The organism is Hoylesella enoeca JCM 12259 (genome assembly GCF_000613405.1).
Taxonomy (GTDB): Bacteria; Bacteroidota; Bacteroidia; order Bacteroidales; family Bacteroidaceae; genus Prevotella; species Prevotella enoeca.
In genome coordinates, this window is the sequence record NZ_BAIX01000010.1 from 52745 (window position 1) to 67602 (window position 14858).

Consider the following 14858-nt stretch of genomic DNA (forward strand, 5'->3'; position numbering starts at 1 on the left):
ATCCATTTTAAAATTATAATATACAGTATATCATCAGATTGACATTATTTAACTCGCTGAAAGTTATCCAAAAGGTTCGCCGTATCAATAAAAACACTATCTTTGCAAACGCAATTCGATGCACACATGATTTGAAAATAAAATTCATCTAACATATAATCACCAATCAATCATGATACAAACAGTAGTCAAACGCGACGGTCGAATCGTGGGTTTCAATGAAGAAAAGATTGTAGCCGCTATCCGTAAGGCGATGCTTCACACCGATAAAGGCGAGGACATTCATCTTATTCAACAGATCACAGACCACGTCAGCTTCCACGGCAAACCGCAAATGACGGTGGAAAACATTCAGAATGCCGTAGAAATCGAGCTGATGAAGAGTAAGCGGAAAGATGTAGCCAAGGCCTATATTGCTTATCGCAACCAGCGAAGTATTGCCCGAAAGGCGAAGACAAGAGATATGTTCTTGGAGATTATCAATGTAAAATCCAATGACATTACACGTGAAAACGCCAATATGAATGCGGATACGCCGGCAGGAATGATGATGAAATTTGCCAGCGAAACTACTAAACCGTTTGTCGACGACTATCTGTTGAGCGAGGAAAGTCGTGAAGCTGTGAAGAACAATTACTTGCATATTCACGACAAAGACTACTATCCCACCAAATCGCTTACTTGCTGTCAGCACCCACTCGACAATATTCTGAATCACGGTTTCACGGCCGGTCACGGCTCATCGCGCCCCGCCAAGCGAATAGAAACAGCCAGTGTGTTGGCTTGTATATCGTTGGAGACGGCGCAAAACGAGATGCACGGCGGTCAGGCTATCCCTGCTTTCGATTTCTATTTGGCGCCTTACGTGCGCTTATCGTTCATTGAAGAAGTGAAAGCTTTGGAAGATTTGAATGGCGAAAACTATGCACATCTATATAATAAGGTATTTGATGATTATCTGCCGAAGCCGCTCGACAGTCTTAAAGGAGAAACACGTGTGGTGCAACACGCCATCAACAAAACTGTAGCTCGCGTGCATCAAGCGATGGAAGCGTTTATACATAATATGAATACGATACACTCTCGCGGTGGCAATCAGGTAGTTTTCTCATCTGTGAATTATGGAACTGACACCTCGGCAGAGGGGCGTTGCGTGATGAGAGAGCTTTTGAAGAGTACCTATAACGGGGTTGGTAACGGCGAAACGGCCATCTTCCCCATTCAAATTTGGAAAAAGAAGCGCGGCGTAAACTATCTGCCCGACGACCGAAATTACGATCTTTATGAGTTTGCTTGCCAAGTAACGGCACGCCGTTTCTTCCCCAATTTTCTCAATCTTGATGCCACTTTTAACCAGAGTGATGACTGGTGTGTCGACGATCCGAAGCGTTATCTGCACGAAGTAGCTACGATGGGCTGCCGAACACGTGTTTTTGAGAATCGATTCGGGCCCAAGACATCGGTGGGTCGCGGTAATCTGTCGTTCTCAACGATTAATATCGTGCGCTTAGCAATCGAATGTATGGATGTCAAAAATAAGGAAGAACGTATCAACAAGTTCTTTGCTAAGCTTGATTATATGCTCGATGTCACAGCCAATCAGCTCAATGAACGCTATGATTTTCAGAAAGCCGCCTATGCAAAGCAGTTCCCCCTTTTGATGCGTAGCTTGTGGTTGGGGGCCGATAAGCTCAATCCCGATGACACAATAGAGTCGATCATCAATCAGGGAACATTGGGAATAGGCTTCATCGGACTTGCAGAGTGTCTCAAAGCACTTATCGGTCAGCATCACGGTGAGAGTGGAGAGGCTCAGGAATTGGGGCTGAAGATTGTATCGTATATGCGCAATCGCGTGAACGAATACTCGGAGAAGTTCCACCATAATTACAGTCTTCTGGCCACACCAGCCGAAGGACTGTCGGGGAAATTCACCAAAATAGACCGCAAAGCTTTTGGAGTCATCGAAGGGGTAACCGATCGCGATTATTACACGAACTCCAATCACGTGCCCGTTTACTATAAATGCAGTGCGCGACATAAGGCCGAAATCGAGGCACCTTATCACGAAATGACGCGCGGCGGACACATTTTCTATGTGGAAATAGACGGTGATGCCACTCACAATCCGCAAGTAATAATGAACGTTGTGGATATGATGGACCACTATAATATGGGCTATGGCAGCGTGAATCATAACCGAAATCGCTGTATGGAATGCGGATATGAGAATGCGGATGCCCATCTTGAAGAGTGTCCTAAGTGTCACAGCCATCATATCGATAGGCTGCAACGCATTACAGGTTACCTTGTCGGTACAACGGATAGATGGAACAGCGGTAAGCTCGCGGAGTTAAACGACCGCGTAACACATATCGAAGGACGGGAGAATAACGAATGATTTCTGTGCTCGACATTGTAGAAGACACAATGGTCGATGGTCCGGGGTTCCGTACATCGGTGTATTGTGCAGGCTGTCCGAATGCTTGTCCGGGCTGCCATAACCCGCAGTCGTGGGACATTCGCAACGGAACGATGATGTCGACAGCTGATATTATGCGCGTAATTACGGCCGATCCGTTTGCCAATGTCACCTTCAGCGGCGGCGACCCGATGTTTCAAGCTGAAGGGTTTACCGAACTTGCGCGGGCTATTCGCCGCGAAACGCACAAGACAATATGGTGTTTCACGGGCTTCACATTTGAGTATCTCCTACGTCAAAAGACTCAACGAGCACTTTTAGAACTGTTGGATGTCTTGGTAGACGGTCCTTTTATCAAGTCACTTCGTGACGAATCGCTCGTTTTCCGAGGTAGTTCCAACCAACGATTGATCGATGTTCAGGCATCGTTGAGAGGTGGAAAGGTCATCCATTTATCCCCGACGCGTCTTCAAGGAGAAGGAAGTTATCTCCGCACGACGGCTTAATGATTGAATAAGTACAGTCAAATCGCCCTTTCTTTCAAATGAAAGAAAGGGCGATTCTGTATATTAGCTACGAGACATTTTTCCCCTTTGGGGAGCTTGACAGAGGTTTCAGGCAATGATGTCATTGCCCAACTTCTTAGCCAATGCATTGCGAATCTGCTGCATATCCTTGTATTCCGCCATCAAAGTCATCATCTCTTCGGGTCGATCGGTTGCTTGGGCAATCTTATTTTGCAACTCTTTGAGATGTCGCTCTATGTAATCCATCCTGAAATCGAGAATCAGATGCAGCGTTTGTTGGCGTAAAGTCTCCATTGCATTGATGTGAGCGATACGTAGATCTTCTTCTGCCTGCGGCCCGTCAGGTTCTTTTTGGGGCAGAATCAACTGGTATTTATCGACGCTAATGTCCGTAGCAAAGCGACTGATTGCAATATCCGCGTGATGAATGAAGTAAGTTTCGGCTTTGAAATCGGTATCGGCGTTGTGCTCGACAGCTTCGGTTAAGATGCGGTTGAACATCTCGTTGCGGAACGAAAGATTATCGGCTGCGAGATTATACTGCACATATTGTGCTACGGAAAGATTGCAAATCTGCCCCGATTCGTCTTCAACATTCTCGAAGATAGTCTTTTCCCCGTGCCGAATCACCAGCTGGATAAGCATTGTTTCTACCTCGCTGGTCTGTTGGCTGACCGTAGTCGGTATCGTCTGAACAGGCGACGCGGCCGCCGATTGGGCACGTTCTTCTTCTCGACGAGCTTCTCGTGCCTGCTGTTCGCGCCTCTCAATGATGCGCTTATTCATCTCATTGATGAGCGTAGCCTCGTTTATTCCGAGACGTTGAACGCATTCGTGAAGATACGTGTCACGTAGAATCTGATCGGGAATGACCGAAATACTTGTGACGATTGAGCCGATTGCTTCCGACCGCTTGACGGGATCGGTCACCCCATCGAGCATTAATCCGATTTTAAACTGGATAAAATCGGTTTGGTGTTCATCGATATACGCGCGGAAATCAGCTGCTGTATGCTTGCGTGCAAAGCTGTCTGGATCGTCGCCGTCGGGCAAAAGCAGCACCTTGATATTCATTCCTTCGGCCAGTAACATATCCGTTCCGCGTAGTGCTGCGTGAATTCCGGCAGCATCACCATCATACAACAGCGTGATATTCGACGTGAAACGGTGGAGCGTGTGAATTTGATGTACGCTGAGTGCAGTACCCGAATTGGCCACGACATTCTCTATTCCGCATTGGTGCATAGATATAACGTCGGTGTAACCTTCTACTAAATACACGCGATTTTCCTTTGCAACGGCCTTCTTTGCTTGAAAGATGCCATACAACTCGTGGTCCTTGTGATAGATTTCAGATTCTGGTGAGTTGACGTATTTTTGGTTAACGCCTTTCGTCCGGGCATCGAGCAGTCGGCCGCCGAAGCCTACTACCTTTCCGTTTACACCAATCCAGGGAAACATTACGCGCCCGGCGTAACGATCGATAAGGTCGCCTTGCTCGGTCTTATAGCAAATGCCGGTTTTCAAAAGAAACTCTTCACGATAACCTTTGCTGATTGCCGTGCGGGCTAAAGCAGCCCGATCGGTAAGGTCGTAGCCTAATTGAAACTTCTGAATAATATCGTCTCTGAAGCCGCGCGACCGAAAATAAGCCAGTCCATAAGTTGTTCCGTCAGTGCTGTTGTGTAGCAAATCCTGAAAGTATTGTGCCGCCCAGTCGTTCACGATGAACATACTCTCGCGCTCGCTCTGCTCTTGTCGCTCAGCGTCTGTCAGTTCGCGCTCGTGTATTTCGATATGATATTTATTGGCAAGCCAGCGCAATGCCTCGGGATAAGTCATCTGTTCGTGCTCCATAATGAAGCCCACGGCATTGCCGCCACGGCCGCATCCGAAGCAGTGACACGTACCACGGGCGGGCGAGACGTAGAAAGATGGTGTCTTTTCATTATGAAACGGGCACAGCCCTTTATAATTGGCACCGCTCTTATGCAATGTAACAAACTCGCCGACAACGTCTACAATGTTGGCAGCATCTTTGATTTTCTCAGCCGTTTCTCTGTCTATCATCTTCTTATTTCTACTTTTCGCGGGTCTCCGTTTTGTGCAACGAGATAGCAAGCATAGCGAGTTAGCAAGATATCTTCTACTTCTCTTTCTGATCCCGAGCCAAGAGATACCATTTTGCTGACGTCAGCAAAATGATCAGCCAATGAATTTCCGGCATTTCGGCACGCCTCTTTCGCTTTGTCAATCACCTTGACAAAGTTTCTCCATTGTGAATAACCCAAGAGAGAAGATAACTCTCTTGTACTCCAACACTCTACTCCCCCTACTTCTGCGGCAGCTGCTTCGAAACCGTTGTAAAGCTCTATGACAACCTCTTTTTTCATATTCTCGGTTTTAGATGATAACGAGTGCAAATATAACGAATTATTTCGGGATACGGTACAAAAACCGATCGAAGATGCAAGGGATATTTACCTAATAACAGCATATTCGTTTGTCCGGTGTCAGTAATATAAAAAGCAGAAACAGGGCAGATGCCAGAGTCGTGGAGAAATAAATGAGATGAATTGGAATTTGGCGGTCTTCCGTAAACGTCTTATAACCAATATGTTAAATGAAAGCTATTGCCCCCTGTCGCAATTAACTGTTACTTGCCTTGCGTTTAACTGTTACTTGGCGTGCGATTAACGGTTAATCGCAGTGCGTTTAACCGTTAGTTGCAACGTGTTTAACGGCTTTCCAGAATACCTACTTTTAGGTATTGTCGGGTGGATAGATTTTCTCTACTTTTGTAACCATAATTAGTGACCAACCGACAGACAATGCAAATAATAACGATATGCAGGGAAGCGTGCCCTGAAATTTCATTCGCCGTGCGCCATCTTTCAACAAAGATGGCGCATTTCTTTTATGAACGATACCGAAATATGTTCGTTTTTAATGCGGTGTTTGCCGCTTTCGAAAAACAGTACACATACATTTGTATGAAGAAACAACGACCATTCTGTTATCGAATGCTGTTCACAGTTGTTCTTTTGTTGTGTTTTTCATTCGTTTCTCAAGCCCAAATCCGCACGATGAAAGTATGTGGTCTCGTTACTGATAAGCAGAGTCGAGAGGTACTGATAGGTGCTTCGGTCACGGTTGCAGGCACAACCGAAGGTTCCGTTACCGATGTCTCGGGGCATTACCGGCTGTCGGTACCATTATCTAATAAGGTGACATTGCGGTTCAGTTATTTGGGGTATCACGACCGCGAGATAACAGTGCGCCTCTCATCTGCCGACAGTACTGTCTGCAATGTTGCCTTATCAGCCGATGCCCACACCTTAGACGAGGTGCAGATAACGGCTCGTAGTGAGGCCCGAATGCTGCGAGAGTCGGCTATGCCGGTATCGGTCATCTCGCAACGACAGCTCCAAGGCACCGCATCCAATATCAACGACGTACTCGCCCGAACCGTTGGCGTGACGGTAAGAAACACCGGTGGCATCGGGAGTTCATCTCGAATATCGGTCCGCGGACTTGAAGGCAAACGGATGGGAATGTTTATCGATGAAACGCCTATGGGTCAACTGGGCAACTTTGTGGCGCTGAACGACATCCCAACGAATATGATTGAGCGTATCGAAGTTTATAAAGGAATTGTTCCTTACAAGTTTGGCGGCTCGGCATTAGGCGGAGCTGTCAATGTGGTAACGAAAGAATATCCGCCCGTTTACCTCGATGTGTCTTATACCATCGGCTCTTTCAACTCGCATCAGCTCACTACTGTGCTCAAAAGAACAGACCATCGGTCGGGCTTGCAGTTCGGAGTGGGGGGCATACTCACATACTCCGACAACGACTATCGAATGAAATTAGAGAACCTCGGCGGACGAATCGTGCGCCGCAATCACGACAATTTCAGGAAGATGATTGGCGGAATGTCGCTCAAAGCAACCAAATGGTGGTTCGACGAACTGAAATGGGAGTTGATATTGATGCATACTCGCCAGGAGATTCAAGGCATTGATATGGATGTCCGAGAGGCTTTCAATCACTCAACAAGCCTTGTCACGAGTCTGAAACTCAAACGACAAAACTTTTTCTTGGATGGTCTCGACTTGGATATGGATGTGGCTTATATGTTAGGTAGATACGGACTGAACGACCGGGCGATGCAACGATATGATTGGGACGGTAACAAACTGCCGCCCGTTTCACCCTTGGGAGGTGAGCAAAACAGCTATCCATCGGATGGAAAAAACCGCTCTCACGATGCGTCTGTTAAACTCAACTTAGGCTATACCATTGATATTCATCACGCACTTAACCTTAATGTCTATGCCGCCGGTACCTATCTGCATCCCAAAGACGAACTGATGGATAAGGCGTTGGGTTTTAGTGCCAATTTCCCCAGCCGTGTGCGCAACCTCACTACGGGCTTTTCATATGATCTCACACTGTTAGATGGGAAGTTTCAAAATGCTTTCACGTTGAAAGATTTCTATTATTCGTCGAACTCTAAGAGCATTTCCATTTACTCGATACGTGAACCCGATCGGGTGAAAACATCTAAAAACTACTTCGGTTTCAGCAATGCGATGCGCTATCGAATTACACCCGACTGGATGATTAAAGCCTCGTTCAACTCAGAAGTACGCATACCCACGAGCGAAGAACTGATAGGCAATGGCTATTCTATACTTCCTTCGCTTGGTTTGAAGCCCGAACGCACTACGGGAGTCAATCTCGGAGCCCTTTACCACAGGCAAAAGGCCGACGGGGGAATCGTCGAACTCGAACTCAATACATTCTATAACACCCTTCACGATATGGTTCGCTTCACACAAGATGTAATTCCTACGATGGCGCGTTATCGTAATTTCGGTAGCGTTCGCACGATGGGCGTCGAATTAGAAGCCAAAAGCGACGTCTTGCCCGTGCTTTATCTCTATGCTAATGGCACTTACCAAGATCTGCGCGACACACGAAAGTTTACCCCAGGAACCGATGTAGAGAATCCTACTAAGGGCAAACGAATACCCAATGTGCCGTATTTGCTGGCCAACTTCGGGGCCGAATATCATCAGGAAAACCTCTTCGGTGGTCGCGGACAGAACACACGTGTCCTCTTCGATGCCTCTTACGTGCATCAGTATTACTATGATTTCGAGGTGAGCAGCTATCAAGATCGCAAGATTCCTACATCATTCACAATGGATGCAGCCGTAGAGCACAGTTTCGCGAACGACCGCTGGACACTCACTTTCAGGTTAAAGAACTTGGCCGACCGCCGTGTTGTGTCGGAGTTCAACCGTCCGTTGCCCGGTCGTTCGGTTGCTTTCACAGTCAGATATTTATTCAAATAATCCATTAATAACAATTATCTATGATGAAATTCAAACATTTTCTTTTCGCCGGTGCTATGTTGACACTGGCTGCTTCGTGTGGCAATAGCGATGATCCGACACCCAATCCTACCCCCAATCCGGGTGTAACGACTTTCAAAGGCATTTTGTTCTCTACGGCGCTCACCAACCCCGAGGGTAACACAGGCCGCTGTTACTTGCAGGCTTTGCCTGAGATGACATCTGGAAGTTATGACAACAAGAATGCCATTCCAAGCGGTTTCGGTACAATGCCGATGATTATGGACAGTGGAAACATTTATGCACTGCCCGACTATATGGGTAATACGAAGGCCGAAATCGTATGTTACAACATCGATGCAGCAGGTAAACTCGTGCGCAGAGGTGTGCTCTCGATTCCCGCCGGAGCCGCTGCCTGCAACGTTGTAGAACTCAACAGCGAAAAGGCTTATGTGAGTTTTCAGAATCTTGGCACTGTGATGGTCTTCAATCCCACCACGATGACCAAGCTCAAAAATATCGATTTGAATAGTCTCAGTTTGCCCAACGCCAAGGTAGCACCTGCAAGTATGATTATTCGCGATGGTTATCTCTATGTTGGTCTGTCTCAGTTCAATGCGCAATGGATGCCTACCGAGCCTACGGTTTCTGTGGCAATGATCGACACCAAGACCGATATATTGAAGAAACATATCGTTAACAAGACTCTCGGTTTGAGTGTTGCGACCCGCCCGATAGACCCGAACACCATCTTCAAAGATGAAAACGGTGATATATATTTCGTTTGTATGGGTGCGTTCGGCTTCCTTCCGCAATACCCTTGCGGTATAGTGCGCATTAAAAACGGTGCCGAAGAAATCGATCCCGACTACTGTATCCGTCTTGATAAGACACCTGTTGCAGGACTCTCTGTGACCAATGCTGAATATATTGCAGCCACTTGCTATGCCGGCGAGGGCAAACTCTATGCCTATCTCAATGCAAGCAAGCTGGCTCCCGACGGTGCGACGAATCCTTACTTGAGCATAACCTGTTTCCCGGCCATTATCGATCTGCGTGCCAAAACGATGCAGAAGATCGACAATATGGAGCTTTCCAATCCGCAAGGAATCGCCATCGGCAAGCACAAGAACCTCATTGTATTCGGTAGTGCCAATAAGAAAGCCAGCGGATTCTATACGTATAACCCTGCCACAAAGGAAGTGAAAGGTCCGATTTTTACCGTACAAGGAAATCCGGGAGCCTTCCATAGCTTTGCGGAATAGATCGTCTTGGTCTCTCATGACGGCGTTGTCTCATATCGGGACAACGCCATCAAGGCGGCCAACGAATAGCCATTATAAATAATGCAAGTACAAAAAGCCGACATCCGAACATTGATCCTATCGGTGGCTCGCGACGAATTTATCCGTCACGGAGTGAAAAACACTTCTATACGAACCATTTCCCAACTCTCAGGAGTCGCTGTGGGAAATATCTATAACTACTTCAAAAACAAGGACGACATATTGAAAACCGTATTGGCTCCACTGTTACAAACATTCGAAAGCTACTTGATACAAAGCCAGAGTCAGACTTATATCACGGTCGATCTCTTCGAATACGATCGCTATTTCGATATGATGAAAAAACAGGTCGACTCTTTGATAAAACCTTATCGCGAAGAGCTACATCTCCTTTTGACCAATACGGCAGGCACTTCGTTGCAAAATTACTTGGACATATTCACACAACGGATGATGGATTCAGGTCTCCGATACATTCAAACGATGAAGAGGAAATATCCACATATCAATGCCAATGTTTCACCACATTTTGTCCAAGCACTTTGCGAACTCTGGAAAGCTGTGCTGAAAGAGATTATTACCCATCCTGCGATGAATGAATCGGAAATCGATAAACTGATTGCCGACTATGTGAATTTCGGTATTGGAGGATGGAAAAAGTTATTGGAGATTTGAGCACAGAACTTAAAACAAGAGCTGCAATCTTCTGCATCTCATCGATTTTGTCGTATCTTTGCATCTGAAACATATTAAAATGACTATGACAGAAGGTTACCAAGTTAAGGAATACGGCCAACCCGTGAAGCGTTATTGCCAAACGATGGAACTGAAAGATGACGCTGAGCTAATCAGAAAGTATCGCGAAGCACATGACAAAGCGCATTTCTGGCGCGAAATCAATGAAGGTATCCGATCGGTGGGTATCTTAGAAATGGAACTTTACATCTCGGGAAATCGGCTGATGATGATTGTCGAAACACCGCTTGACTTCGATTGGGATGCAGCGATGGTCCAGTTGTCTACGCTTCCACGTCAACAGGAATGGGAAGATTTCGTTTCGGCATTTCAACAATGCAAAGTCGGCGAAACATCCGACGATAAATGGAAAATGATGGAACGGATGTTCCACTTGTATGAATGAGTGAACGAGTAAACGAGTGGAAGAATAATGAAGTTTTTGATTACTCTTCCACTCGTTTACTCGTTCACTTGTCGACTTTGTTTACTCCTCCGTTCATCTACTTAAACAGCTGATCTAAGTAATCGTAAAAAGCAGGATCTTCGCCTACAACGACTTTCAACACCTTGCCAGCAGGATCTATGATCACTTTCGTTGGGAAACCTTCCACACGGTAAAGACGTGCAACATCAGATGCACCGACGCCATTGGCCACCTGAATCCACGGCATTGCATGATCTTTAACGGCTTTCTTCCAATCGGCTTCCGAATCCTGACAGTTGATGCCCACGATCTCCAACTTACCTTTATATTTATTGTAAGAGTCTTTCATTGCGGGGATTCCTTTGATACACCAGCCGCACCACGAACCCCAGAAATCAAGAACAACATACTTGCCACGTAGCGATGAAAGCGTGAACGATTGTCCCTTGATGTCGTGAAGAGTGAAGTCGGGAGCTGCAGTTCCTTCCTGTTTCGATGACTTTTGAGTATCTTCTGTCTCCCGTTGGGGAGAAGTGATGGCTTGAATCAACTTTCTGAATCGCCCGTTGCGCACTTTCGGCGAAAACACTTTGATCAGTTTCTGCGCACTTTCTTCATCGAGATAAAGCAAGAAAGAGACAGAAGCCTCATCGTCAGGGTGCGCTTTGGTAAAATCGAAAATCGCTTTTGTACGCTGATTGATAATCGTTTCTTCCTGGCGCGTCAACTCGGTCATTTTTTCTTCGGACACCGTACCCTTGGCCGCCAGCTGCTCATAAGCATGTGTGAGATTGGCAATTCGGCGTTGGAAAGGTAGTATTGTCTGTGCCACATCGTTGTATTGACGATAGAAGTCGGAGCCTCCGAACCGACAGGAATCGCCCAAACGACCTTCAACCGTGAGTTCCTCGCCGGGAATAGCAAAGATGATGAGTCCTTCGGGATTGTTATTTCCACGGGTTGACGCATTGAAAACCTGCATCAGACTGATATCTTCCAGAGGTAACATTGCATCGAAAGTGCCGTCGCGAAGAACAATCGTCGTGTCGTGCAACTGCATATTGTCCTTTTCTATACTCACGAGGCTTACCGTGATAGAGTCTTTTGCGTTGGCCAGTATGCCTTTGAAATGAAAATGACGACTGTCTGTCTGCGTGCATTGCACTGCCAGCATAACCGTGAGAAACAGTGCAACGAGGTTCACAAGAGATGAAAGTTTCTTTTGTTTCATTGTTATTGGGATTTTAAAAATTAAAGTCTGACAGCTGCAAAGATACTGAAAAGTTCTCAAACTCAAAAAGCTCTGCTTCTTCATACACACAAAACATTTTGTCCGAATATTTGGCAGTTTAAGATTCTTTCCTTACCTTTGCCCCCGGTTTTTCGCCTTCGCCTCCTTCGCCCCCTAAGTTAGGGGGATGGGGGTCTGAACAATTAAAGAGATGATAAAACAAGCAAATATAACCAACAGCAATAAGGGCATGCAAAAGAACTTCGATTCTCTTGCATCTTTTAACGCTTTATATTTGCATATCTCGGGAAAAGTCTTAACACACACACACACACACACATCGCACCTGGCGTAGACACCTTCGCGGCTTTACCTTACGCGCGCGCGTAAAGCGTGGGCTAAACACCAATAAACAAAGGGCTTCTCGGAGTTCCCTTTGTTCCTTTTTTCATGCCCTTTTGCCAACCGAGCAAGGGGGAAAATTTCACGAATTATTCACTCAAAACATAGCGATTATGAACAGAAATCAATTAGAGAGATGGGCTTACGCGAAGCCCGCAATTGAGGCCATCCGCTTGGAGCCTCACAGCGAATTAATGGACACCTCGTTCCCCAACAGCGGCGGACACAACAAGGCCGGCGACGACGGCGACGATCTGAGCGCCAAGCAAGGTTGGTTTGACGAGGATGAAGAAGACGCTCCACAACAATGGGGTATTTAACAAACAAGAGAGTATAAAAAACTAAACAGAACAAACAAGATGAAGACAAACATTTTATCACTGCTCGCCATTGCCGGCCTACTCACTTTTGCCGGCTGCGCAAACGACGACACAACGAATAACAATAACGACCAGGAGCCGGGCACCGAAGGCTTGACCGGCTTCGTTGAAGAAGAAAACGCCACCCGCACCACGGGAGAATATGACGGCAGCGGCCTAAACTTCTTTTGGACCGCGGGTGACCGTTTATGGGTCAACACCGGCACCGCTCTGGCTCCCGTATTAACACAAGACAGCCAAAACAATATCGCCTCGAAGCTCGAAAACAATCCTGCCAACGCATCTGCGGTGAAGCGGGCCGCCAAGGCTAAGTTCTGGTTCGCCGGCACTTTCACGGCATCGAGTTATCCCGTGCGCTACACTGGTAAGAATGGAGCAAAAGATAAAGTAACCATCAAAGCTGCGCAGTCACAAACCATCCCTAACGACGCGAGCCATATCGCAGAAGATGGCGACTTCGGGGTAGCCACAGCTACCAAGCCCGCAGGCGGTACCCAATACCATTTCGCCCTCGACCACAAAGCCTCATACATCACCTTTATGCCTTACACGACACAGGCATGGGGACCCAATGCCGTGATTCAGAAGATTCGCGTCTATACAAGCAATACATCCGACGCCCTCGCCGGCACATTCGACTTGGCCGACAATGGTACATTAAGTAACCCGGCAGCTACTTCAAACAGCGTGACGCTCACCGTCCCCAACTTCTCCATCCCTAGCACAGAAACTTACGCCACCAACGCTGCCACAATGGTTGTCAATCCAGGAACTTACAACAATGTAAGTATCGAATACACGCTCCACGATCCCGTAACCAACGTCACCGGCACGATTACCAAGACTTACCCCAGCGTGACTTTCGCTGCCGGCCGAAATAAAAAGGTAAAAACAGACTTGCAAGTAACAGTTTTTTCCCCTAACAGCTACTATATGTGGGATGCTCAGCAACCATATTGGTACGGCCACCTTGATTCCGACGGGAAGCCTGACAACAAAAACAATTATCCTAAAGCTAACACCGATTCTCGCTATTTTAGGGAAGACGCTTCTTGGCCTTATCCTGCCGCTAATCACAGTGCTAAGGATTGCCCCAACGTAAACGAATGCCTTTGGTATATTATGCAAGGCGATCCCCACTGGGATAATGACGAACTTTGGTCTACGATAGGTCATCTCTACAAAGGCGGCATGTGGTTTAAGAAAAAGACCAACATATCAGGCTTTACCGACTCCGATTATAACGGCACAGATTACCGTATCATGGATGTCTTTCCCGACAACACCAGCATCACCCAAGGCAAGCCCAGTAACTTAAATGAGTACTTCTACCTCCCCGCGTCTGGCCGCTACCTCTTTGGTACGTTGCTCAATGCTAGCACCAATGGTTTTTACTGGTTGAGTACGCCTCGCACAGGGGCGGCAGCGCATGATGCGCTCGACCTAGATTTCTACAGTGGCGGTGCGTTCGTGGGCAGGATCGGTCGTAACTGTGGTTACCCGCTGTGGACAGCCCAATAATTCCGCAAAAGATGGAGGACCTCATCGGGGCACCCCGAAACGCTGAAATTTGAAAAAATGAGGCGTCGGGATCCCCCGACGAGCAAAAAATCGAAAAAACAGCGTTTCGGGGATCCCCGACGAGCAAAAAACCGCAAAAACAACGTTTCCCTCCGGAGGGAGAATCAGAAAACGATGAAAACAACGCTTCCCCCCGGAGGGAAAATCAAAAAACTGCGCAAACGGCGTTTCCCCCCAGGGGGAAAGTCAAAAAACTGCAAAAACAGCGTTTCCCCCCGGGGGAAAATCAAAAAACTGCGAAAGCAGCGTTTCCCCCTGGGGGGAAAACGAAAAAACTGCGAAAGCAGCGTTTCCCTCCGGAGGGATAGCTTATTTTATAATCTAATCAATTTTAAAACTATGGAAATTAAACAACTTCACAAACAGTTGCTCCAAAACATGGAGCATTTTCAGTTCGCCGGCCACGTGCTGGCCATGTGTAAAACGGCCAACGTGGAGAAGCTCAACCCGTTGCTCGCACCCCTCGAAGCGGCCATCGGGAAGGAGGACGAGGCACTCAACCTG

At 47.0% G+C, this 14858-nt stretch carries 11 protein-coding genes; 8 read left to right on the plus strand and 3 right to left on the minus strand.

Annotated elements, in window-relative coordinates:
- The first annotated feature begins 172 nt into the window (after nucleotides 1-172).
- Nucleotides 173-2401, plus strand: a complete 2229-nt coding sequence (locus JCM12259_RS05035; protein ID WP_025065648.1) for an anaerobic ribonucleoside triphosphate reductase — start codon at nucleotides 173-175, stop codon at nucleotides 2399-2401.
- A complete protein-coding gene (gene nrdG, locus JCM12259_RS05040) occupies nucleotides 2398-2928 on the plus strand; it encodes an anaerobic ribonucleoside-triphosphate reductase activating protein (RefSeq protein WP_025065649.1) in 531 nt (176 codons plus the stop codon). The genes JCM12259_RS05035 and nrdG overlap by 4 nt, the downstream gene beginning before the upstream one ends.
- 108 nt (nucleotides 2929-3036) lie before the next feature.
- Here nrdG and dnaG read toward each other — a convergent pair whose 3' ends face one another.
- Both dnaG and JCM12259_RS05050 read right to left on the minus strand, forming a co-directional pair.
- Nucleotides 3037-5019, minus strand: a complete 1983-nt coding sequence (gene dnaG / locus JCM12259_RS05045; protein WP_025065650.1) for a DNA primase — start codon at nucleotides 5017-5019, stop codon at nucleotides 3037-3039.
- Nucleotides 5016-5342 carry a BRO family protein gene (locus JCM12259_RS05050; RefSeq protein WP_021583275.1) on the minus strand — a complete coding sequence of 109 codons (327 nt, stop codon included), beginning with the start codon at nucleotides 5340-5342 and terminating at the stop codon, nucleotides 5016-5018. Before JCM12259_RS05050 ends, dnaG begins: the two co-directional genes overlap by 4 nt.
- 600 nt (nucleotides 5343-5942) lie before the next feature.
- On the opposite strand from JCM12259_RS05050, the gene JCM12259_RS05055 reads away from it, so the two are divergent.
- The 4 genes from JCM12259_RS05055 to JCM12259_RS05070 all read left to right on the plus strand — a co-directional run bounded on the left by JCM12259_RS05055 (nucleotide 5943) and on the right by JCM12259_RS05070 (nucleotide 10739).
- A complete protein-coding gene (locus JCM12259_RS05055) occupies nucleotides 5943-8312 on the plus strand; it encodes a TonB-dependent receptor (protein ID WP_051559178.1) in 2370 nt (789 codons plus the stop codon).
- Between the two features lie 20 nt (nucleotides 8313-8332).
- Entirely contained in the window at nucleotides 8333-9577 is a 1245-nt protein-coding gene (locus JCM12259_RS05060) for a DUF4374 domain-containing protein (RefSeq protein ID WP_025065652.1), read from the plus strand.
- Between the two features lie 81 nt (nucleotides 9578-9658).
- A complete protein-coding gene (locus tag JCM12259_RS05065) occupies nucleotides 9659-10273 on the plus strand; it encodes a TetR/AcrR family transcriptional regulator (RefSeq protein WP_025065653.1) in 615 nt (204 codons plus the stop codon).
- Between the two features lie 85 nt (nucleotides 10274-10358).
- Nucleotides 10359-10739, plus strand: a complete 381-nt coding sequence (locus JCM12259_RS05070; protein ID WP_025065654.1) for an L-rhamnose mutarotase — start codon at nucleotides 10359-10361, stop codon at nucleotides 10737-10739.
- Between the two features lie 97 nt (nucleotides 10740-10836).
- On the opposite strand, the gene JCM12259_RS05075 is transcribed toward JCM12259_RS05070, so the two are convergent.
- Nucleotides 10837-11991, minus strand: coding sequence for a TlpA family protein disulfide reductase (locus JCM12259_RS05075; protein ID WP_025065655.1), 1155 nt, complete (start codon nucleotides 11989-11991; stop codon nucleotides 10837-10839).
- Nucleotides 11992-12506: 515 nt separating this feature from the next.
- Between JCM12259_RS05075 and JCM12259_RS05080 the strand changes: the two genes are divergently transcribed.
- Both JCM12259_RS05080 and JCM12259_RS05085 read left to right on the plus strand, forming a co-directional pair.
- A complete protein-coding gene (locus tag JCM12259_RS05080) occupies nucleotides 12507-12713 on the plus strand; it encodes a hypothetical protein (RefSeq protein WP_025065656.1) in 207 nt (68 codons plus the stop codon).
- 39 nt (nucleotides 12714-12752) lie between these two features.
- Nucleotides 12753-14294, plus strand: coding sequence for a hypothetical protein (locus JCM12259_RS05085; protein WP_025065657.1), 1542 nt, complete (start codon nucleotides 12753-12755; stop codon nucleotides 14292-14294).
- Nucleotides 14295-14858: the final 564 nt, after the last annotated feature.